Annotated in this window: 19 protein-coding genes; 5 read left to right on the forward strand and 14 right to left on the reverse strand. The window is 64.6% G+C overall.

Going from position 1 to position 24,971, the window contains the following annotated elements; genetic code table 11:
* Positions 1–45 precede the first annotated feature (45 nt).
* The 6 genes from BMI91_RS01860 to BMI91_RS01885 all read right to left on the reverse strand — a co-directional run bounded on the left by BMI91_RS01860 (position 46) and on the right by BMI91_RS01885 (position 6,047).
* Positions 46–447, reverse strand: a complete 402-nt coding sequence (locus BMI91_RS01860) for a F0F1 ATP synthase subunit epsilon (protein WP_078519400.1) — start codon at positions 445–447, stop codon at positions 46–48.
* Positions 448–456: 9 nt separating this feature from the next.
* Positions 457–1,875 (reverse strand): F0F1 ATP synthase subunit beta, encoded by a 1,419-nt coding sequence (gene atpD / locus BMI91_RS01865; protein ID WP_078546654.1) that lies wholly within the window; start codon positions 1,873–1,875, stop codon positions 457–459.
* 21 nt (positions 1,876–1,896) lie between these two features.
* Positions 1,897–2,775 (reverse strand): F0F1 ATP synthase subunit gamma, encoded by an 879-nt coding sequence (locus tag BMI91_RS01870; RefSeq protein WP_078539505.1) that lies wholly within the window; start codon positions 2,773–2,775, stop codon positions 1,897–1,899.
* 21 nt (positions 2,776–2,796) lie between these two features.
* Positions 2,797–4,326, reverse strand: a complete 1,530-nt coding sequence (gene atpA / locus BMI91_RS01875) for a F0F1 ATP synthase subunit alpha (protein WP_078539506.1) — start codon at positions 4,324–4,326, stop codon at positions 2,797–2,799.
* Positions 4,327–4,887: a F0F1 ATP synthase subunit delta gene (locus BMI91_RS01880; RefSeq protein ID WP_078546650.1), complete on the reverse strand. Its 561-nt coding sequence runs from the start codon at positions 4,885–4,887 to the stop codon at positions 4,327–4,329.
* Positions 4,888–5,288: 401 nt separating this feature from the next.
* On the reverse strand, positions 5,289–6,047 hold the full coding sequence (locus BMI91_RS01885) for a class I SAM-dependent methyltransferase (RefSeq protein WP_078519404.1): 759 nt from the start codon (positions 6,045–6,047) through the stop codon (positions 5,289–5,291).
* Between the two features lie 62 nt (positions 6,048–6,109).
* On the opposite strand from BMI91_RS01885, the gene gloB reads away from it, so the two are divergent.
* Entirely contained in the window at positions 6,110–6,880 is a 771-nt protein-coding gene (gloB, locus tag BMI91_RS01890) for a hydroxyacylglutathione hydrolase (protein WP_078603785.1), read from the forward strand.
* Positions 6,881–6,883: 3 nt separating this feature from the next.
* On the opposite strand, the gene BMI91_RS01895 is transcribed toward gloB, so the two are convergent.
* From BMI91_RS01895 to BMI91_RS01905, 3 genes are all read right to left on the reverse strand, one after another.
* Complete coding sequence (locus tag BMI91_RS01895; RefSeq protein WP_078603786.1) at positions 6,884–7,516, reverse strand: LysE family translocator; 633 nt, start codon at positions 7,514–7,516, stop codon at positions 6,884–6,886.
* Between the two features lie 62 nt (positions 7,517–7,578).
* Positions 7,579–9,378, reverse strand: a complete 1,800-nt coding sequence (locus BMI91_RS01900) for a tetratricopeptide repeat-containing sulfotransferase family protein (RefSeq protein ID WP_078603787.1) — start codon at positions 9,376–9,378, stop codon at positions 7,579–7,581.
* 133 nt (positions 9,379–9,511) lie between these two features.
* Positions 9,512–11,308, reverse strand: coding sequence for a tetratricopeptide repeat-containing sulfotransferase family protein (locus BMI91_RS01905; RefSeq protein WP_158522065.1), 1,797 nt, complete (start codon positions 11,306–11,308; stop codon positions 9,512–9,514).
* A gap of 194 nt (positions 11,309–11,502) precedes the next feature.
* On the opposite strand from BMI91_RS01905, the gene BMI91_RS01910 reads away from it, so the two are divergent.
* From BMI91_RS01910 to BMI91_RS01920, 3 genes are all read left to right on the forward strand, one after another.
* A complete protein-coding gene (locus BMI91_RS01910; protein WP_158522066.1) occupies positions 11,503–12,888 on the forward strand; it encodes an HPP family protein in 1,386 nt (461 codons plus the stop codon).
* A 261-nt stretch (positions 12,889–13,149) separates the two neighbouring features.
* Entirely contained in the window at positions 13,150–15,468 is a 2,319-nt protein-coding gene (gene clpA, locus BMI91_RS01915; protein ID WP_078603790.1) for an ATP-dependent Clp protease ATP-binding subunit ClpA, read from the forward strand.
* 95 nt (positions 15,469–15,563) lie between these two features.
* The gene (locus BMI91_RS01920; protein ID WP_158522067.1) at positions 15,564–16,448 is read left to right on the forward strand and encodes a M23 family metallopeptidase; all 885 of its coding nucleotides are present in this window, start codon (positions 15,564–15,566) and stop codon (positions 16,446–16,448) included.
* Between the two features lie 3 nt (positions 16,449–16,451).
* Here BMI91_RS01920 and BMI91_RS01925 read toward each other — a convergent pair whose 3' ends face one another.
* The gene (locus BMI91_RS01925; RefSeq protein ID WP_078603792.1) at positions 16,452–18,332 is read right to left on the reverse strand and encodes a cation:proton antiporter; all 1,881 of its coding nucleotides are present in this window, start codon (positions 18,330–18,332) and stop codon (positions 16,452–16,454) included.
* Between the two features lie 272 nt (positions 18,333–18,604).
* Here BMI91_RS01925 and BMI91_RS01930 point away from each other — a divergent pair, with 272 nt between their 5' ends.
* On the forward strand, positions 18,605–20,188 hold the full coding sequence (locus BMI91_RS01930; RefSeq protein WP_078603793.1) for a DEAD/DEAH box helicase: 1,584 nt from the start codon (positions 18,605–18,607) through the stop codon (positions 20,186–20,188).
* A 135-nt stretch (positions 20,189–20,323) separates the two neighbouring features.
* On the opposite strand, the gene BMI91_RS01935 is transcribed toward BMI91_RS01930, so the two are convergent.
* Genes BMI91_RS01935 through nuoN form a run of 4 tightly spaced genes read right to left on the reverse strand, consistent with a single transcriptional unit; the run spans position 20,324 to position 24,968 of the window.
* Positions 20,324–21,946: a ribonuclease J gene (locus tag BMI91_RS01935; RefSeq protein ID WP_078570495.1), complete on the reverse strand. Its 1,623-nt coding sequence runs from the start codon at positions 21,944–21,946 to the stop codon at positions 20,324–20,326.
* Between the two features lie 47 nt (positions 21,947–21,993).
* Positions 21,994–22,770, reverse strand: a complete 777-nt coding sequence (locus BMI91_RS01940; protein WP_078599292.1) for a type III pantothenate kinase — start codon at positions 22,768–22,770, stop codon at positions 21,994–21,996.
* 16 nt (positions 22,771–22,786) lie between these two features.
* Positions 22,787–23,539, reverse strand: coding sequence for a biotin--[acetyl-CoA-carboxylase] ligase (locus BMI91_RS01945; RefSeq protein ID WP_269780194.1), 753 nt, complete (start codon positions 23,537–23,539; stop codon positions 22,787–22,789).
* Positions 23,529–24,968 carry an NADH-quinone oxidoreductase subunit NuoN gene (gene nuoN / locus BMI91_RS01950; RefSeq protein WP_078603794.1) on the reverse strand — a complete coding sequence of 480 codons (1,440 nt, stop codon included), beginning with the start codon at positions 24,966–24,968 and terminating at the stop codon, positions 23,529–23,531. Before nuoN ends, BMI91_RS01945 begins: the two co-directional genes overlap by 11 nt.
* Positions 24,969–24,971 lie beyond the last annotated feature (3 nt).

Raw genomic sequence — 24,971 nt, forward strand, 5'->3', positions numbered from 1 at the left:
AGCCCCGGAAAATCCGGGGCTTCCTAAATCTTTTCTCGAGAGGTCTCAGCTCAGCATATGCGAGCCGAGGGCCTCCATGTCAGCCAGCAGCTTCGCGGTCATGTCGGCCACCGAAGGATGCGCCTCGTCATGGACGCGGCGGGCTTCCTCGATCAGGCGATCGTGGACCTCCTTGGTGAACTCTTCCGCGGGCAGCGAACGCTCGGCCAGAACCGTGATCCCCTCGGGGGTGATCTCGGCGAAGCCACCCGTTACCGCGTAGCTCTGGGTTTCCGACCGCGTCACCATCGTCAGCTTGCCGGGACGCAGCGTGGTCAGCATCGGCGCGTGGCCGGGCATGACCGTGAGGTCACCATCCGCACCAGGCACCATGACCTCGACCGCCGCCTCTTCCGAGGCCAGCTTGCGCTCGGGCGCAACGAGATCGAATTGCATCGTGTCGGCCATAATGCCTCCTTACGCCGCAGCGGCGAGTTTCTCGGCTTTCGCTTTCACGTCCTCGATGCCGCCAACCATGTAGAAGGCTGCTTCGGGCAGGTGATCGTATTCGCCTGCAACAACCGCCTTGAACGACTCGATGGTGTCTTCGAGCGGAACCTGAACGCCGTCCGAACCGGTGAACACTTTCGCAACGTCGAAGGGCTGCGAGAGGAAACGCTGGATCTTACGAGCACGTGCCACGGTCAGCTTATCCTCTTCGGACAGTTCGTCCATGCCGAGGATGGCGATGATGTCTTGCAGAGCCTTGTAGCGCTGGAGGATCTCCTGCACCTGACGGGCGACCTTGTAGTGCTCTTCGCCGACGATGCCCGGATCGAGGATACGCGAGGACGAGTCCAGCGGGTCCACAGCCGGGTAGATGCCGAGTTCCGAGATCGCACGCGACAGAACGGTCGTGGCGTCAAGGTGGGCGAAGGTGGTGGCCGGAGCCGGGTCGGTAAGGTCATCCGCGGGCACGTAGACGGCCTGGATCGAGGTGATCGAACCAGCTTTCGTCGAGGTGATGCGTTCCTGCATCGCGCCCATGTCGGTGGCCAGCGTCGGCTGGTAGCCCACTGCCGAGGGGATACGGCCCAGAAGTGCCGACACCTCGGAACCCGCCTGCGTGAAGCGGAAGATGTTGTCCACGAAGAACAGAACGTCGGTGCCCGACTGGTCGCGGAACTGCTCGGCCAGGGTCAGACCGGTCAGAGCGACACGCGCACGCGCACCCGGAGGCTCGTTCATCTGGCCGTAGACCAGAGCCACCTGCGAGCTCGACAGATCGTCGGGCTTGATGACGTTGGATTCGATCATCTCGTGGTAGAGGTCGTTCCCTTCACGGGTCCGCTCGCCCACACCGGCGAACACGGAGTAACCCGAGTGCACCTTCGCGATGTTGTTGATCAGCTCCATGATCAGAACGGTCTTGCCGACGCCAGCGCCGCCGAACAGGCCGATCTTACCACCCTTGGAGTAGGGTGCGAGCAGGTCGATGACCTTGATGCCGGTCACGAGGATTTCCGAAGCGGTCGCCTGGCTCTCGAAGTTCGGCGCGGGCTGGTGGATGGCGCGGGTTTCTTCCGCTTCCACGGGGCCTTTCTCGTCCACGGGCTCGCCGATCACGTTCAGGATGCGGCCGAGGGTCGCGTTGCCGACCGGCACCGAGATCGGCTTGCCGGTGTCTTTCACGCCGGCGCCGCGCACGAGACCTTCGGTCGCGTCCATTGCGATGGTCCGCACCGAGTTTTCGCCGAGGTGCTGAGCCACTTCGAGAACGAGGCGCTTGCCGTTGTTCTCGGTTTCCAGCGCGTTGAGGATCGCAGGCAGCTCGCCGTCGAACTGCACGTCGACGACGGCGCCGATGACCTGGGTCACTTTACCATTGCTTGCCATGTCTGTCTTTCTCCGGTTCCGTCAGAGCGCCTCGGCGCCCGAAATGATTTCGATGAGTTCCTTGGTGATCGCGGCCTGGCGCGTGCGGTTATATTCGATCGTCAGCTTGTCGATCATATCGCCCGCATTGCGCGTCGCAGAGTCCATCGCTGACATCCGCGCACCTTGTTCCGAGGCACCGTTTTCCAGCAGAGCCGTGAAGATCTGCGTGGCGACCCCGCGCGGCAGCAGATCCTCAAGGATTTGCGTCTCGCTGGGTTCGTAGTCGTAATTGACGCTCGGCGTTTCTTCGCCCTCTTCCGGTTCATAGGAAGCGGGGATGATCTGCTTCGCGGTCGGCCGTTGCGCGATCACGCTCTCGAAGATCGAGAAGAAGATCGTCGCGACGTCGAATTCACCCTTGTCGAAGCGACCGATCAGATCGCGGGCGATCTTCTGCGCGTCGTCATAGCTCAGGCGTTTGACGTCGCTCAGATCGACGTGGCCGATGAAGTACTGACCGTATTCGCGGCGCAGTGCATCGCGGCCTTTCTTGCCGACGGTGAGGATCTTCACCTCTTTGCCCTCGGCCAGCAGCTTGTCAGCCGTCTGGCGCGCGAGCTTCGCAATATTGGCGTTGAAGCCACCGCACAGGCCGCGTTCGGCGGTCATGACCACCAAAAGCTGCACCTTGTCCGAACCGGTGCCCGAAAGCAGGCGCGGCGCGTTGTCCCGGCCCTGGACCGAACTTGCGAGCCCCGCCATCACGGAGTGCATCCGCTCGGCATAGGGGCGCGCAGCTTCGGCCGCTTCTTGAGCGCGGCGCAACTTTGCGGCGGCGACCATTTGCATCGCCTTGGTGATCTTCCGCGTGTTCTTGACGCTTCCGATCCGGTTTTTAAGGTCCTTAAGGCTGGGCATGTCCCTGTCCTTTCAGGCCAATCACGCGTAGGTCTTGGCGAATTCGTCGATAGCGGCTTTCAGCTTGTCGGCCGCGTCACCCTTGATCTTCGGATCCTCGTTCGTGAGCCAGTCGAGGATGTCCTTGCGCGAGTTGCGCAGGTAATCCAGCAGACCCTGTTCGAACTTGCCGACCTCGGAAACCGGGATGCTATCGAGGAAGCCGTTGGTGCCGGCGAAGATGACGGCCACGATTTCCGCGTTGGTGAGCGGCGAATACTGCGGCTGCTTCATCAGCTCGGTCAGGCGCGCACCACGGTTCAGCAGCTTCTGAGTTGCGGCGTCGAGATCCGAGCCGAACTGAGCGAAGGCCGCCATTTCGCGATACTGTGCCAGTTCCAGCTTAACCGGGCCTGCCACGGTCTTCATCGAGTTCGTCTGAGCCGACGAGCCAACGCGCGACACCGACAGACCGGTGTTCACGGCGGGACGGATACCTTGGTAGAACAGTTCCGTCTCGAGGAAGATCTGACCGTCGGTGATCGAGATCACGTTGGTCGGGATGAAGGCCGACACGTCGCCGCCCTGGGTTTCGATGACCGGCAGAGCGGTCAGCGAACCTGCGCCGAAGTCTTCGTTCAGCTTCGCCGAACGCTCCAGCAGGCGGGAGTGCAGGTAGAACACGTCGCCCGGATATGCTTCGCGGCCCGGCGGGCGACGCAGCAGCAGCGACATCTGACGATACGCGACAGCCTGCTTCGAGAGGTCATCATAGATGATCAGCGCGTGCATGCCGTTGTCGCGGAAATATTCCGCCATCGCGGTCGCGGTGTAGGGCGCGAGGTACTGCATCGGCGCGGGGTCCGAAGCGGTCGCGGCGATCACGGTGGTGTATTCGATCGCACCGGTCTCTTCGAGCTTCTTCACCAGCTGCGCCACGGTCGAGCGCTTCTGGCCGATCGCGACGTAGAAGCAGTGCAGCTTGTTGGACGGATCAGCGTCGTTATACGACTTCTGGTTCAGAATGGTGTCGAGCGCGATTGCGGTCTTACCGGTCTGACGGTCGCCAATGATCAGCTCGCGCTGGCCACGGCCGATCGGGATCATCGCGTCAACCGACTTGAGGCCGGTCGCCATCGGCTCGTGAACCGATTTACGCGGGATGATGCCCGGAGCTTTCACGTCGGCGACGCGACGCTCTTTCGCTTCGATGGCGCCTTTGCCGTCGAGTGCGTTGCCGAGACCGTCGACCACGCGGCCGAGCAGCGCTTCACCGACCGGCACGTCCACGATCGAGTTCGTGCGCTTGACGGTGTCGCCTTCTTTAATGTCTTGGTCCGAACCGAAGATCACGACACCAACGTTGTCGGTCTCGAGGTTCAGCGCCATCCCGCGGATACCACCGGGGAATTCAACCATCTCACCGGCCTGGACGTTGTCGAGCCCGTAGACGCGCGCGATACCGTCGCCAACCGACAGCACGCGACCGACTTCGGCCACTTGGGCGTCCTGCCCGAAATTCTTGATCTGCTCCTTGAGGATCGCAGAAATCTCAGCTGCTTGGATGCCCATTTATCCGACCTCTTTCATGGCGTTCTTGAGAGAAGCGAGCTTCGAACGGATCGACGTGTCGACCATGCGCGAGCCCAGCTTTACGATCATGCCACCGATGAGGCTTTCATCGACGGCGGTGTTCAGTTTGACGGTCTTGCCCGTCTGGTTCTTCAGCACTTCGGCGAGCTTCTTGGCCTGTGCGGCGCTGAGCTTGCTGGCCGAGGTGACATCTGCGGTCACTTCGCCCTTCTCGTCCGCGATCAGATCCGACAGCGCCTTGAGCAGCTGCGGCAGCACGAAGAGACGACGCTTGGCGCCCATCAGCTGCAGGCCGTTCTTCATCGGGTCCGACAGACCCATCTTGGCTGCCAGAGCGCCGATTGCAGCTGCCTGCTGGTCGCGCGTGTAGACCGGCGATGCAATCACCTCACGCAGCTCGTCAGAGCCAGCCAGCGCCTCCGACAGCGCGGAGACATCGGCTTCGAGCGCGGCGAGGGCATTTGCTTCGCGCGAGAGTTCAAAAATGGCCAGCGCATAGCGGCCGGCGATGCTTGCGGAAATCGAAGCTGGTTCGGACACGTCCACCCTTCCGATGCGTTTTGCCCCGACCCGGAACAGGCCATGGGGCGCTCCCCCGGCGCGCTTGAGACATGCCCTCCGCGCCGCTTATCGGGGAGGTCACTAGCAGAGCAATCCCCCCCTCGCAACCATCTTGAGCACGAGAATGTGAGCAGAAGGCCTCCAATCTGCCCTTCGTCGCGGGAAGGTGACAGGGAGGGGAGGATTTTGTGGGCGCTAACAGGAATTTGGACCGGTTGGTCACGGAACGCCGCGCGGGGGTGATTCACCTCAATACGCGTTGGCAGTTCGATAATTATCCGCCTCCCGCGACGGAACACATGAGAGTTGCGCGACGGGCGGTACGCGAACGTGATTGTTGCGTCTCGACTGTTTTTCCCGCGGGAGGCATTAACTCCGTGTCAGGCCGGGTCCGTCGCCGGTTTCACCGCCCCTTCGAGAATCGACAGCGGTTTGCGGACCCGCGCGCCGAGGCCGGAATCATGGCGCGCATGGACCTGCTTGGAGACTTCGAGCATCACGACGCCCGCCGCCAGAACGCCCGCCGCCTTGGTGCCCAGCCGTTCCCACATCGCGGCCGAGCGCAGCCAGAAGCGGCGATGGCTCGGCGGGATGTAGAGCGCACCGGTATGGCGCTCGGGCACGAAGCCGGACCGGCGTGCGAGCTGATCGAGCTGCCCCAGCGTGTAGGGCTTGCCGAACCCGAAGGGTGTGGTTTCGCGCGGCGCCCAGAGCCCGGCGCGGTTCGGCACGATGAACAGCGCCCTGCCCCCCGGCCCCAGCACCCGCCAGCATTCCTGCATCAAGGCCTCGGAATTGTCGGAGGTCTCGAGCCCGTGCATCACGATCAGCCGATCCACCCGGCCCGTCTCCAGCGGCCAGCGCGCCTCATCGCACAGGACCGAGACATTGGGCATCCCCGCAGGCCAAGGCATTACGCCCTGCTCGGCCGGCATCAACCCGATCACCCGGCGCGCAGGCTCGAGGTACGGGCGCAACAGCGGCACCGCGAAGCCGTAGCCCGCCACCGTCTGCCCCGCCATCTGCGGCCCCGTCGCGGGCCACATCGAAACAACGCGATCCCGGATTGCCCGCTGCGCCGCACGGCCTAGCTGGGTCCGGTAGTAGAAATTCCGCAGGTCGAGTACGTCGAGATGCATTGCGCCTTTCGCTTCCTTCGGCTTACCTATGTTGCAAGATAATCAAAGCGGTAGAAAACACCATGGCCGTTGAGCTTCTCATCATTCCCTGTCTCGCCGACAACTATGCTTATGTCGTGCACGAGGCGGCGACGGACACAACCACCGTGATCGACGTCCCCGAAGCGCCGCCGATCCTGAAGGCGCTGAACGAACGGGGCTGGAAAGCGAATCTGATCCTGCTGACGCATCACCATGCCGATCACATCGATGGCGTTCAGGCGCTGTCGGCGGCAACGGGGGCCAAAATCGTCGGGGCCAAAGCGGACGCGCATCGTCTGCCCAAGCTCGATCAGGAGGTCAGCCCCGGCGAAAAGCTCGCGATCGGGATGGAGCATGTCGAGGTTCTGCCCGCCGATGGGCATACGGTCGGCCATATCGCCTATTACTTCCCCGAGGGCGGTCTGCTGTTTTCCGGCGACAGCCTGATGAGCTGGGGCTGCGGACGTCTCTTCGAGGGCTCGGCGCAGCAGATGTACGATACGCTGACGCGGTTCAGCGAGTTGCCCGACGAGACGTTGGTCTGTTCGGGGCATGAATATACTGAGGCAAATGGTCGCTTCGCGCTCTCGATCGAACCGGAGAACCCGAACCTCATCGACCGGATGGAGAATGTCCGCGCCATTCGCGCTCAGGCCCGCCCCACGGTCCCGGTCGAACTGGGTCTCGAGAAGGCGACCAACCCGTTCCTGCGCGGCGACGATCCGAAGCTGCGTGACGCCCTCGGCCTGCCCGAAAGCGCGACGCCGGTCGAGGTTTTCACCGAAGCGCGCGCCCGCAAGGACCGGTTCTAAGCCTCACCGCCGCGCGTCGCGTAACACACTCAGCGCCAGCGCGGCGAGAACCGTCCCCATCGCCCAGCGCTGCACCCGCATCCAGAGCGGGCGCGCTGCGAGGAACCGGGCCATTGCGCCTGCGCCCAGCACGATTGCAGCATTCACGCCCACCGAGATAACGATTTGCACCGCGCCCAGCGCCAGTGACTGCGCCAGCACAGATCCCGCCGCAGGGTCGATGAATTGCGGCAGCAGCGACAGATACATCACCGCGATCTTCGGATTGAGCAGGTTGGTGACGAAGCCCATCACGAACAGCTTGCGCGGCCCGTCGACCGGCAACTCGCGGGTCTCGAAGGCCGAGCGCCCGCCCGGTCGCACGGCCTGCCATGCCAGCCAAAGCAGATAGAGCGCCCCGGCCATTCGCAGCGCGTCATAGGCATAGGGCACGGCGAGCACGATCGCAGTGATCCCGAAGGCCGCACAGAGCATGTAGAAGACGAAACCCAGCGCCACCCCACCGAGTGAGATCATCCCCGCGCCGCGCCCCTGACAGATCGTGCGCGAGACCAGATAGATCATGTTCGGACCGGGGCTCAGCACCATGGCCAGCGCCACGGCACCGAAGGCGAGGATATGGGACAGGTCGGGCATCGGAGGGCTCTCTCAGTGGTCCGTGCAGATTAAAGCGGCTCCTGCGCGCCGCAAGCCCGCGCTCAATCAAGATTTGCGAAAGCGGCCTCGAGATGGGGCGCGTATTTCTCCCATGCCTGCGAACTGCCTTTGTAGATCGGCTTGCGCACCTGCGTGTTCGACGTGGTCGCAACCGTGCGGGCGTTGTCCTGAGGGCGCAGGCAGGCATCCTCCCAAGGCAGCCCGAGCGCCTCGATCAACGCACGGCTGCGCGCCTCAGGGTCTTCCGTCAGCGCCTCGTAGTCGCAATCGACGATCGTGCCGGGCTGCGTCGCCCAATGCGCCATCAGATCGCGATAGAGCCCGTGATAGGCTACGAGATCGTCGAGATCATGCGCGTAGCCATTCCCCGCGCTGGAAAAGAAGTTGCGATAGATCGACCAGAGCGTCGCGCGCGGATCACGATGGACATGCACGATGAGCGCGCGCGGAAACAGCGCCCGGATCGCGCCGATCCAGCGAAAATTGAGCGGCATCTTGTCGGTCACGAAGGGCTTGCCATCGGCCAGCCCGGCGAGCGTCTCGTAATAGGCGGCGCGGATGCGCCCCGCCTCCCGGGTCAGGGCCTCCGGGTCGCTCCAGTCGATCGCGCTCATCTCGCGATCGAGCGTGGCGATCTCATCGCCCGGCGCAACCTGACTGTGCTGGGTGACGATCTGCTCGACCAGCGTCGTGCCCGAGCGCGGCAGACCCAGCAGGAAGATCGGCACCTGGGCAGCGCGGTCGGCCTCGGTCTCGGGGATCCGCGGATGAGCTTCGGCGAACCGGTCGCGAAGCTGCGCAAACAGCGTGCGGTCCTGCGCGATGTCATAGCCCAGCTCGGCCTTGCGCCGCGCATTGGCCGAGTGCCAGAGCGCGAAGGCCCGCTCGGTCCTGCCCACATCATGCTGCGCCTTGGCCAGCGCGAATTCGAGCAGCATCCGGTCATGCTCCGAATGCCCTTCCGCCGCGACCTGTGTCTCGAGTTGCCAAAGCAGCGGCTCATCCGGCACGAAGCGATGCAGGGGCGAGAGGTTCCACCAGGCCTCGGCATAACTCGGGTCAGCAGCCAGCGCCGCCTCGAACCGTGCCTGCGCCCCCGCGATGTCGCCCTGTGCGAGAAGCACGATGCCAAGATTGTTCAACAGCAACACATGGCGCGGATCGAGCGACAGCCCCTTTTCCAACCGGAGCCGCGCCCCGGTGAAATCCCCCTCGTTCAGCAGCAGATTGCCCAGATTATTGAGCATATGCACATCATTCGGCGCGACCTCGAGCGCGGCCTCGAACCGTGTGCGCGCCTCGGCCTCGCGCCCGAGCGCGAGCAGCGCATTGCCCAGATTGTTGAGCGCGACCGGATCGCGTGGACGCAGCGCCAACACGCGCTCGAACTGAGCGATCGCGTCTTCGTGCTGGCCCAGCTCCATCAGCTCATTGCCCAGATTGCCGTGCGTATCGGCATGATCCGGGCGCAAGGCGATCAGGCGGCGATAGGTCTCGGCCGCCCCGGCATGATCGCCCAGCGCCCCCTGCCCCGCCGCGCGGAATTCGAGCAACAGTATGGTGTCAGGATGGATCCGCAGCGCGCGGTTCGCCTGGTCGACCAGCTCGCGATTGCGCCCCGTCTGCATCAGCCCCATCAACTGCTGAATCAGCGCGCGCGGCGGCCCCGCGGCGGGTTTCGCCTTACTGGCCTGCCCCAGTGCCTCAAGTCCCGCTTTCGCGCGCTTGTTGCCGGGAAAGCGCCCGAGCACTTCGCGGTAAAGCGCCTCGGCCTGCGCGATCTCCCCGCGCTTTGCATGACCACGCGCGGCAAGCAGAATCTTGTCAACGGACCCGGCCATTGGCTCTCCTTCGCAAAATCGTCCCGACCATAGCGAGCACCCGGACGATGACAAGCGCCGCCAAGAGCCGGTCGCAGCGACATGGCTCAAGGCCCGACTGAATCGGCGGGGTCTTCAGAGGACAAGCCCAGGCTTAATCGAGCTTGGCGAAAGCTGCCTCCAGATGGGGCGCGAATTTCTCCCACGCCTGCGAGCTGCCCTTGTAGATCGGTTTCGTAACCTGATCGCGCGACGCGGTGCGCGCGATGCGCGTATTGTCCTGCGGGCGAAGACACGCCTCGTCGAAAGGCAGTTCGAGATAGGCCAGCATGTCGCGGATCACCGGCTCCGGCGTCGCGGTCAGCTGTTCGTAATCGAGATCGTAAAGCGTCGCGCCGAACAGCGTGCGCCAATGCGCCATCAGGTCGCGATAGAGGCCATGATAGGCAACGAGATCATCCAGATCATAGGCGTAATCATTGCCATCGGAGCTGAAATTGAGCCGGAAGATCGACCAGATCACCGCACGCGGATCGCGGTTGGTGTGGACGATCTTCGCCTGCGGGAAGATCGCCCGGATCGCGCCCAACCAACGGAAATTGAGCGGCATCTTGTCGGTCACGAAGGGCGCGCCCTGCCCGAGCTTGCGCAGTTTCTCGCAATACTCGGCGCGGATCTCGGGTGCTTTCTGCGCCAGCAGATCGGGATCGGTCCAGTCGAACTCGTTGAACTGTTGGCTCAGCTCGGTCAGCTCTCCGCCCGGTGCGACCTGCGGATGCGCCGAGATGATCTGCTCGGTCAGGGTCGTGCCCGAGCGCGGCAGCCCGACGATGAAGATCGGCTCGGGGCCATCAGGCGCGGTTTCGGGAATTTCGGCGGGCGGAGCGGGAAACGCCTGTTTGATCTGAGCGAAACGCTCGACGTCGCGCGCAATGGTGTAGCCCTGAGCCTCTTTGCGCAGCGCATTGCCGCGCGTGTAATGACCGAAAGCGGCCTCGGTCTCGCCCGACTCCTCGCGCAGCTTGCCAAGCGCGAATTCGAGCCCCGCACGTTGCTTCGCGCTATGGCCCGGCTGCGCGAGCGAAGCCGTGAGCGCATCGAAAAGCGGATCGTCCGCCGTGGCGCGCTGGATATGGGCGAGCCCGGCGAGCGCATCGGGGAAGCCGGGCCGGTAGTGCAAAGCGCGCTCGTAGCTCTCGCGCGCCGATTGCTTGTCGCCTTTTGCGAGATAAATATCTCCCAGCGAAGACAGGGTCAGATAGTGATCGGGCACTTTGTGCAAGAAGGCCTTGAGGTGGAATTCCGCCTCCTCCAGCTCTCCATCTTTCGCCAGCATATTCCCCAGATTCAGCTGTGCCTCGGCGAAATCGGGCGCAGCCTCATGGGCGGCGTGATAAAGTTTGCGCGCGGTCTTGTCGTCACCCGCCCGGCGTTTCGCATTGCCGATGTTATTGAGCGAAACCGGATCGCCGGGCCGTAATTCCAACACGCGCTCGAACTCGGCCACGGCCTCGTCGTCGCGGTTCAGCGCCATCAACTCGTTGCCGTAGCTGCCATGCGCGTCGGGCGCGTCAGGAAACATGCCCACCAGTTCGCGATAAAGCGCCGCCGCGCCCTCGTGATCGTCCAGCGCCGAGAGCGCCGCTGCACGGACTTCCATCGCAGCCGGAGCCCGCGGGAATTGCTTGAGGACACGGGCGGCGGCCTCGGCGGCCTCGCGGTCACGGCCCGACTTCTTAAGGCCGAAGAGCTGGTCGATCACCGGGCGCGGTGGGTTCATCGGACGGGTGGAGGCGCGGGTCTGCGCGATCTCGACCAGCCCGGCCTGCGCGCGCTTGTTGCCGGGAAACCGCGCCAGCACCTCGCGATAGAGCGCCTCGGCCTCGGCAAAGGCTCCGCTTTTCGCATGGGCCTTCGCCGCGCGCAGCGTCTTGTCTATCGGTCCGGCCATCGCGCTCTCCCCGTTTTGCGTCCCGCCTGTAAAGTCGCGCCGCACCATAGAGGCACCGCGCATGATGGCAAGATGTCAGACGCCCTTGCGGTGCCGTCCGACCATCAACCGCCATGCCCTCTCACCGCCCCCGCGCTTGCATCCGCGCGTGGCAGGCGCGATACCTGTCGCACCTTTTTCAACCCAGCGAACCGATGCCGATCTCACACCTGCCCAAGAATGTCCGCCGCCAGTTGCGCCGCTTCGGCCCCTCCATGGGGCGCAGGCCCGCGGTCGACATTCTGCGCGGCGCGGTCGGTGCAGGGGTGGCGATCCTCGTCGTGACCTTCATCGTGGCCACCCTGCCCCATTCGCGACAGGCCGGGATCTACCTCGTCTCCAGCTTCGCCTCGATGGCCGTGCTCTTGTTCGTTCTGCCAAATTCGCCGCTGGCACAGCCGTGGTCCGCGATGATGGGGATGATGATCTCCGCCGTGGTGCCGGTCGCGGTACTGATGGTGACGCCGCCGCCCTATGCGGACGGGCTCGCGGTGGGCGGGTCGATCGCGGCGATGATGGCCGCGCGCGCTCTGCACCCGCCAGCGGCGGGGATCGCGCTGCTGGTGGTGCTGGAACATGAGGCCGGGCGACGGCTCGGCTTCGATTTCGCAATCTTCCCGATCGCGGTGATGACCGTGCTGATGATCGGGTTCGCGATGATCTGGAACCGGCTGTTCGGTATCTCCTATCCGACGCGCCCGCTTGCTTATTCCCCGGCCCATGTCGGACGTGCCCGCGGCCCCGCCCGCTCGCTGAGCCAGCGCGACCTGTCGAACCTGCTGGTCGAGTTCAACCAATCGGCCAATATGGACCCGGCAGATCTGGCGCGGCTGATGGCGGTGGCCGAACACCGCGCCGCCGAGTCCCTTCTCGCCGATACGCATGTGCGCGATCTGATGACGCAGAACCCCGTCACCGTCAGCCCTGAAGCGCCGTTGTCCGAGATTGTGCGCAAGATGACCGCGCTTAACGTGCACACGCTGCCGGTGGTCGATAATTCCGGCTATTACCTCGGCGTGGTCGATCAGCACGACGCGCTCGAGGAACTGTTCAAGGAATTCGACATCCTGCGCCGCCCGCTGCGCTTTCGCGCGGCCCCGCCCGAGGCAGAAGTCCGCGCGATCTTCCATACCGATATCGAGACGGTCGAGGGCGACACGCCGGTGGGCGAATTGCTCGAACGGCTGGCCCGGCGCGAGGCGCGCGTCGTCCCCGTGACCGAAAGCGGACGGCTCGTGGGCATTCTGACCCGAACCGACATCATGGCGCTGCTGCTGGAACATTCACCCGCAGCCCATAGCGAGGCGGAGCTCGACGAGGAAGTCTACGACGACGAAGAGGATGACACCTCCGCAGAGGAGCCCTCGTCCAAATCGACACCCGCCGCGAGCGCCGAAGACACGCCTGCGCGCGCGGGCAACACCGACCCTGAAGAGGCCGAACTGGCGGCGGAATTGCACCAAAGCACCGCGCGCCGTCCGCCGGTCTTTGAGGACACGCAACACGACACCGCTGAAAGCCGCGGCGAGTCGCCCAAGTAACCGGCAATACGCTTGAACGCGCGAAAACCCTCCCCATATGGGAGAGGTCACACGCAACCCCCCAAGATATTGCGCGCCTCATCGGTATCCCTGCACCGTCGCGCCCGTTAAATGACCGTTTTTTCCGCACGAATCGGAGTCCGGTCGGATTTTGGGCATGAAAAGACTTGAAGCGCGGCGATTTCCACCGAACTTTAATCTTATAGGGCAACACTAGGCTGGGTATCCTCCCGCGCCGCCCTCCGAGGAAAGGAGCAGATAATGCCGTCGTTTTCCAATACGCTCGAACAGGCAATCCACGGGGCGCTGGCGCTCGCCAATGCCCGAAAGCATGAACTCGCGACGCTAGAACACCTGCTCCTCGCCTTGATCGACGAGCCGGACGCCGCGCGGGTGATGAAGGCCTGCGCCGTCGATACCGACGAATTGCGCCAGACCTTGGTGGAGTTCATCGACGATGAGCTGTCCACCCTCGTGACCGAAATCGAAGGCTCGGAAGCTGTGCCGACCGCCGCCTTCCAGCGCGTGATCCAGCGCGCGGCCATCCATGTCCAAAGCTCGGGCCGCTCGGAAGTGACCGGGGCCAATGTGCTCGTCGCGATCTTCGCAGAGCGCGAAAGCAACGCCGCCTATTTCCTGCAAGAGCAGGATATGACCCGCTACGACGCGGTGAACTTCATCGCGCATGGCGTGGCGAAGGACCCCGAGTTCGGCGAAACCCGCCCGGTGTCGGGGGCCGAGGAAGAGGCCAAGGCCGAAGGGGCGACCCAGGCCGAAGCCAAGGATTCCGCGCTCGAGAAATACTGCGTGAACCTCAATGCGAAATCCGAGAAGGGCGATGTCGACCCGCTGATCGGGCGCGAACACGAGGTGGAGCGCTGCATTCAGGTGCTGTGCCGCCGTCGCAAGAACAACCCGCTTCTGGTGGGCGATCCCGGCGTGGGCAAGACCGCGATCGCGGAAGGTCTCGCACTGAAGATCACGCGCGGCGAAACCCCGGAGATCCTCGCCAATTCGACGATCTACTCGCTCGACATGGGCGCTTTGCTCGCGGGCACCCGTTATCGCGGCGACTTCGAGGAGCGTCTGAAGGCTGTCGTGAAGGAGCTTGAAGAGCATCGCGACGCGATCCTCTTCATCGACGAGATTCACACCGTGATCGGGGCTGGCGCGACCTCGGGTGGCGCGATGGACGCGTCCAACCTCCTGAAGCCCGCGCTTCAGGGCGGCAAGCTGCGCACCATGGGCTCCACCACCTACAAGGAGTTCCGCCAGCACTTCGAGAAGGACCGCGCGCTGAGCCGCCGGTTCCAGAAGATCGACGTGAACGAGCCGTCGGTGCCGGATTCCATCAAGATCCTGATGGGTCTGAAGCCCTATTTCGAGAAGCACCACGACATTCGCTACACCAACGACGCCATCAAGACGGCGGTGGAGCTGTCGGCGCGCTATGTCCATGACCGCAAGCTGCCCGACAAGGCGATCGACGTGATCGACGAGGCGGGCGCCGCCCAGCATCTCGTGGCCGAAAGCAAGCGGCGCAAGACCATCGGCCCGAAAGAGATCGAGGCGGTCGTCGCCAAGATCGCGCGGATCCCGCCGAAATCGGTCTCGAAGGACGATGCCGAGGTGCTCAAGGATCTCGAGAAGTCCCTCAAGCGCGTCGTGTTCGGTCAGGACAAGGCGATCGAGACGCTGTCCTCCGCGATCAAGCTGGCCCGTGCGGGTCTGCGCGAGCCGGAGAAGCCGATCGGCAACTACCTCTTCGCGGGGCCGACCGGCGTCGGCAAGACCGAGGTCGCCAAGCAGCTCGCCGATACGCTCGGCGTGGAACTGATGCGCTTCGACATGTCGGAATACATGGAGAAGCACGCGGTCTCGCGTCTGATCGGTGCGCCTCCGGGCTATGTCGGCTTCGATCAGGGCGGCATGCTGACCGACAGCGTCGACCAGCACCCGCATTGCGTACTGCTGCTCGACGAGATCGAAAAGGCCCACCCGGATGTCTACAACATCCTGCTGCAGGTGATGGATCACGGGAAGCTCACCGACCATAACGGCCGGACCGTCGACTTCCGCAATGTGATCCTGATCATGACCTCGAATGCGGGCGCCGCCGAGCAGGCGAAGACCGCAATCGGCTTCGGGCGCGACCGGCGCGAGGGCGAGGATACGGCCGCGATCGAGCGGACCTTCACGCCCGAGTTCCGCAACCGTCTGGATGCGGTGGTCAGCTTCGCGCCGCTGCCGCGCGAGGTGATCTTGCAGGTGGTCGACAAGTTCGTGCTGCAACTCGAAGCGCAGCTGATCGACCGCAACGTCCATATTGAGCTCACCCCGGCCGCCGCGAACTGGCTCGCCGAGAAGGGCTACGACGACAAGATGGGCGCGCGTCCGCTTGGCCGGGTCATTCAGGAGCATATCAAGAAGCCGCTCGCCGAAGAGCTGCTCTTCGGGAAGCTCACCAAGGGCGGCGTCGCCAAGGTCTCGGTCAAGGACGACAAGATCGTCATCAAGGTCGAGGAACCGGGCAAGAAGCGGATTTCCGGCTCCAAGCCGCGCCTGCTGACCGCCGAATGATCTAGACCGTGCTCCGCGCGGTATTGATAAGCCTACTCGTCCCGGCCGTGCCCTGCATGGCCGGGACTTTTCTATCCGATGCGCCGAAGTTGGAGATGCCTGTCGAGTGCACGCTTGGCCAGGACTGCTACATCCAGAACTACGTCGACCGCGACCCCGGCTCCGGTGTGCGCGATGCGGGCTGCGGCGGGCTGACCTATGACGGACACAAGGGCACCGATTTCGCACTGCTGACCGAAGCGCAGATGCAGGCGGGCGTGCAGGTGATCGCCGCCGCCCCGGGCCGGGTGATCGCCACCCGCGACGGGGAACCCGACGGGGCTTATGCCAGCGGGCTAACGGTTTCCGGCAAGGAATGCGGAAACGGGATCACCATCGATCTCGGACACGGCTGGCAGACCCAATATTGCCACCTGCGCGAAGGCTCCATTTCCGTGAACCGGGGCGACCGGGTAAAAGCCGGCGAACCGCTCGGCCTCGTCGGACAATCGGGCCAAGCGGAATTCCCGCATCTGCATCTCTCGCTGCGCCACGACGACATGGTGATCGATCCGTTCGCCCCTGACCTACAGGACGCCTGCGCCACCAATGCAACTCAGACACTTTGGTCCGCACCCATCACCTATCGGCCGAGCGGATGGCTCGACGCCGGGCTCACCGCCACCGTGCCACGCTTCGAGGCAGTCTTGGCCGGCGCTCCCCTGCCCCCGCCCCGCGACACCGCACCCGCGCTTATCTTGTGGGGCTACGGCTTCGGCCTGCGAACTGGGGACACGATCGGGTTCGAGATCACCGGCCCGGACGGGATCAGCATCAGGACGACCAGCGAGGTCGACGCGTCAAAAGCCCGGTTCTTCCGCTATGTCGGCAAGAAAGCCCCGCCGGGCGGATGGCCGAAGGGGCGCTACGACGGCCAGATCACGCTCAGCCGCGACGGCGCGGTGATCGCCCGTCGAACCCTCACCGCCCGGATCGACTAGCCCTCACGGAATCCGCGCGGCAGGCCCCGGCTGACCCGAGGGCTTCTCCCCGGCCTTGGCCTTCTGCGTGGTCTCTTCCTCGAAGGCCTCGGGCGGCAGGAGCGAAATCAACCGCCCGCCCGGCTCGACCTTCATTTCGGCCGGATCGATCACGAAGCGCAGATCGCCGCTTTTCGCCACGACCATCACGGGCTTCGCCTTGGGCCGTTTCTCACGCCACTGGGTCAGCGTGTATTCCTCGGTGATCCGGGTGACGCGGAAACGCCATCCCTCGGATAGCAGCTTCTCCCAATTCTCCAGCGTCCGCCCCTCGCCAAAGCGCCGCCCGCCCAGTTGCGTCGGCAGCGCGTGACGCTCGCGGTCGTCCTTCTGGCGCGGCACCTGCCAGACCTTGTCGCGGCCCAGCTCGGGCGCGAGATCGGTCGCGACGAGCGTGTTGTAGGCGTCGTTATCTGTGGCGGCGAGCAGGGTCGAATAGGCCATCAGCTCGACCTTGTCCTCCGCCGCCTCGCCCAGAATGTCGCCGTAGAAGGTCTTGAGCCCATTGGCGCGCGGGCGGATCAAATGGGCGTGGTTCGGGTCGGTGATCAGCACCGGCACCTCGGCCTTGTTCAGCGTCTCGGCCAGCGCCGTGGTGAAGCGCGAGCCGCCCACGATCAGCAGGCCCGGCTTGTCGGCATTGGCGAGCCCCAGCTTCCGCGCGAGCGGCGCCAGCGTGAAGCCGTGCACGATCACCGTCACCAGCACCAGCACGAAGGCCAGCGGCCCGATCCGCAACCCGTCCGCGACGCCGATCTCGGCCAGACGCTGCCCGAAGAGGCCCGCCACCGCGACCAGCACCACCCCCCGCGGGCCGGTAAAGGCGATCAGCAGCCGTTCGTTGCGCGGCAGTGCTGTGCCGATCAGCGAGATCAGCACCGTCAGCGGCCGCGCCACCAGCACCACGAGAATAACGAAGAGGAGCGCGTGCCAATCGAGGGCGGCAAGCTGGTCGATCTCGATATTCGCGGCGAGCAGGATGAACACGCCCGAGACCAGCAAGACCGTCGCATGTTCCTTGAAACGGCGCAGTTCCTCGTAGGACGGCAGGTCGGCATTGCCGATCACCAGCCCCATCACGGTGACCGCCAGCAGCCCGCTTTCATGCAGCACGTGATCCGTCACCGCGAAGGTGCCCAGAAGCGTCGCGAAGAGCACCGGCACCTTCATGAATTCCGGCACCCAGCCGCGCGAGAAGCTGCGCGCGATGCCCCAGCCGACCGCGCCACCGATCGCGGCCGCAAACCCGATACCGAGCGCGAGATGCCACACCGCCTCGCCCATCGGCAGATTGGAGCGCAGCGTGAACACCACCTCGAAGGCCAGAACCGCCGCCAGCGCGCCGATCGGATCGTTCACGATCGCTTCCCATTGCAGCAGCCGTGCGGGGCGGCGGGCAAGTTTCGCCGTGCGCAGAAGCGGCGCGATCACCGTGGGGCCGGTGACGACCATGATGCCGCCGAAAACAGCCGCGCTTTCCCAGCTGAGCCCCGCGCCCCAAACAAGCGCGAGCACCGATAGGAACCAACCCAGAGGTGCGCCGATGAAGACCAGCCGCCGTACGCCAGTTTTAGCGTCGCCCAAGCGGTGGAAATCTAGAGAAAAGCCCCCCTCGAACAGGATCACCGCCACGGCGAGCGCGATCAACGGACTGAGCAAGTCGCCAAAATCCCGGCTCGGGTTCAGAAGCCCCGTCGCGGGCCCGGCGATGAGCCCGGCTACCAGCATGATCACGATGGCGGGCAGGCGCAGGCGCCAGGCCAGCCATTGCGCCCCGACACCGCACACACCCACCAGCGCAAAGGCCAATACCGGGCCGAGACCCGCCGATTCCGCAACTGCCATACCTGTCCCTCGTCACGCTTCCGGATCAAACCCCGTTCAGGAGGTCAGGTTCCGTGCCCTTTTGCAAGAGGCCGAATATCGCGCAGTTCCGCGCGCAGCCCCGGGTCACCCCCTGAAAAGATTGACCTTTGCGTCGCAATCCGGTAGGGCGCAGTCAAGCTCCGTAATCCGGCGGAGCTTCTCCTGGGCGCCCGGTTCCTAAAGCGCCCGACAGCGGCCCCGCCCGATGCGGGTCGCGACAGGACGCGATCAAAGGTAAACCAAGGAAACCCATGACTAAATTCACCGATCTGAAGCTGGACCCGAAAGTCCTTTCCGCCGTTGTCGACGCTGGCTACGAAGAGCCCACGCCCATTCAGGCTGGCGCCATTCCGCCCGCGCTCGAAGGCAAGGACGTGCTCGGCATCGCGCAGACCGGGACCGGCAAGACCGCCAGCTTCACCCTGCCGATGCTGACGCTACTGCGTCGGGGCCGCGCCCGCGCCCGGATGCCGCGCTCGCTCGTGCTCTGCCCGACGCGCGAACTGGCAGCCCAGGTCGCCGAGAACTTCGACCTCTACGCCAAGAACACCAAGCTGACCCGCGCTCTGCTGATCGGCGGCGTGTCGTTCGGCGAGCAGGACAAGCTGATCGACAAGGGCGTCGACGTGCTGATCGCGACGCCGGGCCGCCTGCTCGACCATTTCGAGCGTGGCAAACTGATCCTGACCGATGTGAAGGTCATGGTGGTGGACGAGGCCGACCGGATGCTCGACATGGGCTTCATCCCGGATATCGAGCGCATCTTCCAGCTGACGCCCTTCACGCGCCAGACGCTGTTCTTCTCGGCCACGATGGCCCCTGAGATCGAGCGGATCACCAACACCTTCCTGCATGCGCCGACGCGGGTCGAAGTTGCGCGTCAGGCGACCACCGGTGCGAACATCACCCAGAAGCTGATCCAGATCGAACCGGCGCGCCGCGACCAGACGGCCAAGGCCAAGCGCGAATTGCTGCGCGCGGTGATCTCGGCCGAGGGCGAGGCCTGCACCAATGCGATCGTCTTCTGTAACCGCAAGGTCGATGTCGATATCGTCGCCAAGAGCCTGCAGAAATACGGCTTCGACGCCGCCCCGATCCATGGCGACCTCGACCAGAGCCAGCGCACGCGCACGCTCGAGAATTTCCGCGATGGCAAGCTCAAGCTGCTGATCGCCTCCGACGTGGCGGCGCGCGGTCTCGACGTGCCTTCGGTGAGCCACGTCTTCAACTACGACCTGCCGATGCATGCCGAGGATTACGTCCACCGGATCGGCCGCACGGGTCGCGCGGGCCGCAAGGGCACGGCGATCTCGATCGCTGTGCCGTCGGACGAGAAGTTCCTTGGCCAGATCGAAAGCCTCGTCGAACAGGAAATCCCGCGCGCCGAGCCGCCGGAAGATTTCGAGCTGTCCGAAGGTGCGAAGCAACCGGCGCGCAAGCGCGAAGACGCCAAGGGCGGTCGTTCGCGCGGCGGACGCAGCCGGGATCGTGGCGGGCGTGGGTCGAAACGCGACCAGCGCAGCGAAGAGACGCAGCAGCCGCAAAGCGCCGCGCCGCAGGAGCAGCAGGAGGAGCAGACCCCCAAGACGGCCGAGGCTCAGCCCGAAGAGGCCCGCAGCGAAGCAGCCCCCGAGGCCGCGAGCGCTCCGAAGCCGCAATCGCGCAGCCAGTCTTCCGACGAGGGCGGCAATGCCCGCCGGTCGCGCGGTGGCCGCAATCGCCGCGAGCGCGACAACGAAGTCGTGGGCATGGGCGATCACGTCCCGGACTTCCTCACCGTCTCCTTCCGCCCCGGCGCGGTTGAGGAGACCGCCGAGGACAAAGCGGACAGCTGACGCTTTCGTATTGGTAAAAATATCCCCGCCGGAGGCCTCCTCCGGCGGGGTTTTTCTTTGTCTTTAGGGATGGCGCGCGCCCCTGCCCGCCTGCGCCTAGGGCGATCCGCGCCCTTCACAGGCGCGGAGCCACGCTCACTCGGTCAGGCGGCTGGTGACGACGATCACTTCGGGCTTCTTGCCGATCTCTTCCATCGAGACCTGACGTGCGATGCGACGCAGGCCCTCGTCGATCTTGTCGTCATTTTTGAGGACTTTGATCGAAGCGCGTTCGAGATATTGCGTCATCTCGTCTTCGATCGTCTCGGCCAGCGGCGCGCCCGAGCGGCCCAGTTTCGGCAGGCCGTTCAGCTCGACCCAGGGCTCGCCCAGGGGCTGGTCTTCCTCGTCGAGGATCAGCGTCACGAGGCACAGCCCGTTCAGCGCCATGCGCATCCGGTCACGCACCACGCCGTCCATCGCGCCGATCTGCACCGAACCGTCGAGGTAAGTGCGGCCCGCTTCGATATATTCGACGACTTTCGGCGACTTGCCGGTCAGGTCGATCATCGTGCCGTTCGTCGCGACTTCTGACGCGATGCCCTTATCCGAGGCCAGCTTCGCGTGTTCGCGCAGGTGGCGATGCTCGCCATGCATCGGGATCAGCATCTTCGGCGCGAGCAGCTCATGGACCGCTTCCAGATCGGGGCGGTTCGCGTGGCCCGAGACGTGATAGAGCCCGCCGTGATCGTCCACCACATCGACGCCCATCTCGGAGAACGCATTCATGATGCGGATCACGCCGCGCTCGTTGCCCGGGATCGTCTTCGAGGAGAACAGGAACGTGTCGCCCTCTTTCAGCTCGAGACCCAGATATTTGCCGCGGCTCAGCTGAGCCGAGGCCGCGCGGCGCTCGCCCTGAGACCCGGTCACGATCAGCATCAGGTTCTGGCGCGGCACGTCGCTCGCCTCTTCCGCCGAGATCGTGCCGGGCATGCCCTTGAGCACCCCGGTTTCTTCCGCGACCGAGACCATGCGCTTCATCGCGCGGCCAAGCAGGCAGACCGAGCGCCCCGCAGCCTTGCCTGCCTCGGCGAGTGTCTTCAGGCGCGCGACGTTCGAGGCGAAGGTGGTGGCGACGACCATGCCGGTCTGGGCGCGGATCAGTTCCGAGATCGGCTCGGCCAGCGTGGCCTCCGACCGGCCCGGCAGCGGCGAGAAGACGTTCGTGGAATCGCTCACCAGAACCTTCACACCGTCGCCCTCTTTGGCGATGGCATGCCACATCTCGGGCTCGAAGGGCTCGCCCACGATTGGATTGCCGTCGAGCTTGAAATCGCCCGTATGGACGACGCGCCCGGCGGGCGTGTCGATGATGAGGCCGGAGCTCTCGGGGATCGAGTGCGAGATCGGCACGAACTGCACCTTGAACGGACCGGCTTCGATCACCTTCGGGCGCGGCTCGACGATCTGGATCGTCTCGGGCGGGATGCCCGCCTCTTCCAGCTTCAGCTGACCGATGCGGCCGGTGAAGGCGCGCGCATAGACCGGTTTGCGCAGCTTGTTCCAGACATGGGGCAGCGCGCCGATATGGTCTTCATGGGCGTGGGTGATAAAGATCGCGTCGATCCGGTCGGCATTCGCTTCCAGCCATTCGAGATCGGCGAAGATCAGATCGACGCCGGGCGTGCCGTCCATATCCGGGAAAGTCACGCCCAGATCGACAACGATCAGCCGCTCTTTCCCCTCTGGGCCGTAGCCGTACACATAGGCGTTCATGCCGATTTCGCCGGCACCGCCGAGGGGGAGGTAGATCAGTCTGTCACTCACGCGGGAAGATCCTTGTTATAGTCGTTGAGGAGGCGAAGGCCGTGCATGGTAAGGTCGTAATCCACACTGTCAAAGAGGTCAAAGCCCTGCGAGAACAGTTCGGCCAGACCGCCGGTCGCGATGACTTTCATCGGGCGGTCGCGTTCGAGCCGGATTTGGCGCACGACGCCTTCGACGAGGCCGATATAGCCCCAGAAAACGCCCGATTGGATACAGGCGACGGTATTCGTGCCGATGGCCTTTTCGGGCATCGTCACGTCGACATGAGGTAGGGCGGCGGCGGACGCGTGCAACGCCTCGAGCGAGAGGTTGACGCCGGGTGCGATCACGCCACCAATATAGGCCCCGTCGGAGGCCACCACGTCGAAGGTGGTCGCGGTGCCGAAATCGACGACGACGATATCGCCGCCATGCCGGTCATAGCCCGCCACCGTGTTCACGAGGCGATCCGGCCCCACGGTCGTGCCCGGATCGACGCGCGGCTCGACCGGGAGACGGCATTCGGGCTTGCCCACCACCAGCGGGCGGCAGTTGAAATACCGGTTCGACAGGACCCGCAGGTTGAACACGACGCGCGGCACGGTCGACGAGATGATCACCTCGGTGATCTCGCCGGCGATCTCCTGCACGCGCATCATGCCCGACAGCCAGAGGAAATATTCGTCCGCCGTGCGCTGGTGATTGGTCTCCATCCGCCAAGTGGCGACGAAATCCGTCCCGTCCCAGACCGAAAAGACCGTATTGGTGTTACCGCAGTCGATGCAGAGAAGCATGGCTCCCCCTTTCCGCTCAGAAAAAGATATCCGCTGCCGAGATGGCGCGACGGCCCTCGGGCGTGGTCAGGATAAGCGCCCCGGTCTCGTCGATGGTCTCGAAGGTGCCACGATAGGTCTCGTTGCCGACTCGGGCGGTGATCTCCTCGCCCAGACGCGCCGCGCGGGCGAGCCACGCATTGCGGATCGCGTCGAAGCCGTAATCGCGGAATTGCCGGTCGTAGTGATCGAAGGCCTGCGCCAGCATCGGCAGGAAGTCGACCGGGGCGATCTGCATCCCGGTCTCGCCAATCAGGCTGACCGGGGCCATCGCCTCGGGCTCGACCTCGCTGCGGTCGGGCGCCTGCGCGAGGTTCACCCCGATGCCGATCGCGATCTGCTCTCCGCCCCGCAGGCTCTCCAGCAGGATACCCGCGATCTTGCCACCGCTCAGCAGCACGTCATTGGGCCATTTGATCGAGAGCCGCGCATGCGGGCCCCCGACATGGGCGAGCGCCGCCTCGAGCGCCAGAGCCGCGACGAAGGAATAGAGCGCCGCCTGCCCGAGCCCGCCCTCGGGCCGCATCACAAGCGTCGCCGAGAAATTGCCCGTGGGCGCGCGCCAGGCACGCCCGCGCCGACCGCGGGCCGCGGTCTGCTCATGCGCGAAGATCCACGCTGAACCGGAGAGGCCCGGCGCTAGCCGGGCCGCTTCATCCATTGTGCTATCGACCGAGGGCAGGACGTGTCGCGCCACACCCTCGGGCCAGTCATCGCGCTCAGTTGACAAGAGCCGCCGCCGCAGCCTGGGCCGCGCCCTCGATGCCGAAGAGGTTGAAGATACCGAGCAGCATCGCCAGCGCGGAGACCATCAGAAGCCCCCATTGGATCGCGGGCATCCGGTTGTCCAGCGGGTCCGTCTCCTTGCCGAAATACATGTAGAACACAATCCGCAGGTAGTAGAAGGCCGCCACGACCGAGGCGATCACGCCCAGCAGCACGAGCCAGATATAGCCCGCATGCAGCGCCGCCTGAAGCACCGCGAACTTGGCGAAGAAGCCCAGGAACGGCGGCACGCCCGCAAGCGAGAACAGCAGTACCAGCATCGCCAGCGCCTTGGTCGGATCCTGACGGGCATATTGGTTCAGCGACTTGATATCGGTCACCGGCTGGCCGTCACGCTCCATCGAGAGCATGAAGGCGAAGACGCCGACATTCATCGTCACGTAGATCGCCATATAGGTCAGCATCGCCTGCACGCCCTCGGCAGTGCCCGCCGACAGGCCCAGCAGCACGAAGCCCATATGGGTGATCGAGGAATAGGCCATCAGGCGTTTGATGTTGGTCTGACCGATCGCCGCGACCGAACCCCAGACCATCGACAGGCCCGCGAGCAGCGCGAGGATCTGGCCCCACTCCGCCGGCACCTGACCGAAGGCGTCGAAGACGAGCCGAGCGATCAGCGCCATCGCGGCGATTTTCGGCGCGGTGGCGAAGAAGGCGGTGACCGGCGTGGGCGAGCCTTCATAGACGTCGGGCGTCCACATGTGGAACGGCACCGCCGAGACCTTGAAGGCGAGACCGGCGATCAGGAAGACCATGCCGAACAGCAGGCCGATCGGCAGATGACCTTGTTGGACCACTCCGATGATACCCGCGAATTGCGTGGTGCCCGCAAAGCCGTAGGTCAGCGAGGCGCCGTAGAGCAGGATGCCCGAGGACAGCGCGCCGAGCACGAAGTACTTCAGACCCGCTTCCGAGCTCTTCTCGCTCTCGCGGCGCAGCGCGGCCACGATGTAGAGCGCGAGCGATTGCAGCTCGAGCCCCATGTAGAGCGACATCAGGTTGCCCGCCGAGACCATCATCATCATGCCGATGACGGCCAGCGTCGCGAGGATCGGGTATTCGAAGCGCAGCAACCCGCGGCGCTGCATGTAATCGGTGCCCATCGCGAGAACCAGCGCAGCCGAGACCAGGATCATCACCTTGGTGAAGCGCGAGAACGCATCGTCGATGAAGAGGCCACCGAAGGCCTCATGCGACCCTACCTCGGCCAGACCGATCCAGGCCGCGATCACCAGCATGACGCCGGAAGTGATCCACAGCAGGGTCGGCGCAAGCTTGTCCTTGCCGAACCACACACCCGCGAGCAGCGCCACCATCGCGTAGATGGCGAGCAAAAACTCCGGAAGGACGATCGAGAAATCCGCAGAAGTCATCCC

The sequence above is a fragment of the Thioclava sediminum genome (assembly GCF_002020355.1).
GTDB lineage: Bacteria > Pseudomonadota > Alphaproteobacteria > Rhodobacterales > Rhodobacteraceae > Thioclava > Thioclava sediminum.

Bases quoted from the DNA above. Each gene is read 5' to 3' on its own strand.
- nuoN (WP_078603794.1), bottom strand. From the start codon at position 24,968: ATGACTTCTGCGGATTTCTCGATCGTCCTTCCGGAGTTTTTGCTCGCC.
- BMI91_RS01910 (WP_158522066.1), top strand. From the start codon at position 11,503: ATGCCGATCTCACACCTGCCCAAGAATGTCCGCCGCCAGTTGCGCCGC.
- BMI91_RS01860 (WP_078519400.1), bottom strand. From the start codon at position 447: ATGGCCGACACGATGCAATTCGATCTCGTTGCGCCCGAGCGCAAGCTG.
- BMI91_RS01935 (WP_078570495.1), bottom strand. From the start codon at position 21,946: ATGAACGCCTATGTGTACGGCTACGGCCCAGAGGGGAAAGAGCGGCTG.
- gloB (WP_078603785.1), top strand. From the start codon at position 6,110: ATGGCCGTTGAGCTTCTCATCATTCCCTGTCTCGCCGACAACTATGCT.
- BMI91_RS01940 (WP_078599292.1), bottom strand. From the start codon at position 22,770: ATGCTTCTCTGCATCGACTGCGGTAACACCAATACGGTCTTTTCGGTC.
- BMI91_RS01920 (WP_158522067.1), top strand. From the start codon at position 15,564: ATGCCTGTCGAGTGCACGCTTGGCCAGGACTGCTACATCCAGAACTAC.
- BMI91_RS01930 (WP_078603793.1), top strand. From the start codon at position 18,605: ATGACTAAATTCACCGATCTGAAGCTGGACCCGAAAGTCCTTTCCGCC.
- BMI91_RS01925 (WP_078603792.1), bottom strand. From the start codon at position 18,332: ATGGCAGTTGCGGAATCGGCGGGTCTCGGCCCGGTATTGGCCTTTGCG.
- BMI91_RS01900 (WP_078603787.1), bottom strand. From the start codon at position 9,378: ATGGCCGGGTCCGTTGACAAGATTCTGCTTGCCGCGCGTGGTCATGCA.
- BMI91_RS01905 (WP_158522065.1), bottom strand. From the start codon at position 11,308: ATGGCCGGACCGATAGACAAGACGCTGCGCGCGGCGAAGGCCCATGCG.
- BMI91_RS01895 (WP_078603786.1), bottom strand. From the start codon at position 7,516: ATGCCCGACCTGTCCCATATCCTCGCCTTCGGTGCCGTGGCGCTGGCC.
- atpD (WP_078546654.1), bottom strand. From the start codon at position 1,875: ATGGCAAGCAATGGTAAAGTGACCCAGGTCATCGGCGCCGTCGTCGAC.
- BMI91_RS01870 (WP_078539505.1), bottom strand. From the start codon at position 2,775: ATGCCCAGCCTTAAGGACCTTAAAAACCGGATCGGAAGCGTCAAGAAC.
- BMI91_RS01885 (WP_078519404.1), bottom strand. From the start codon at position 6,047: ATGCATCTCGACGTACTCGACCTGCGGAATTTCTACTACCGGACCCAG.
- atpA (WP_078539506.1), bottom strand. From the start codon at position 4,326: ATGGGCATCCAAGCAGCTGAGATTTCTGCGATCCTCAAGGAGCAGATC.
- clpA (WP_078603790.1), top strand. From the start codon at position 13,150: ATGCCGTCGTTTTCCAATACGCTCGAACAGGCAATCCACGGGGCGCTG.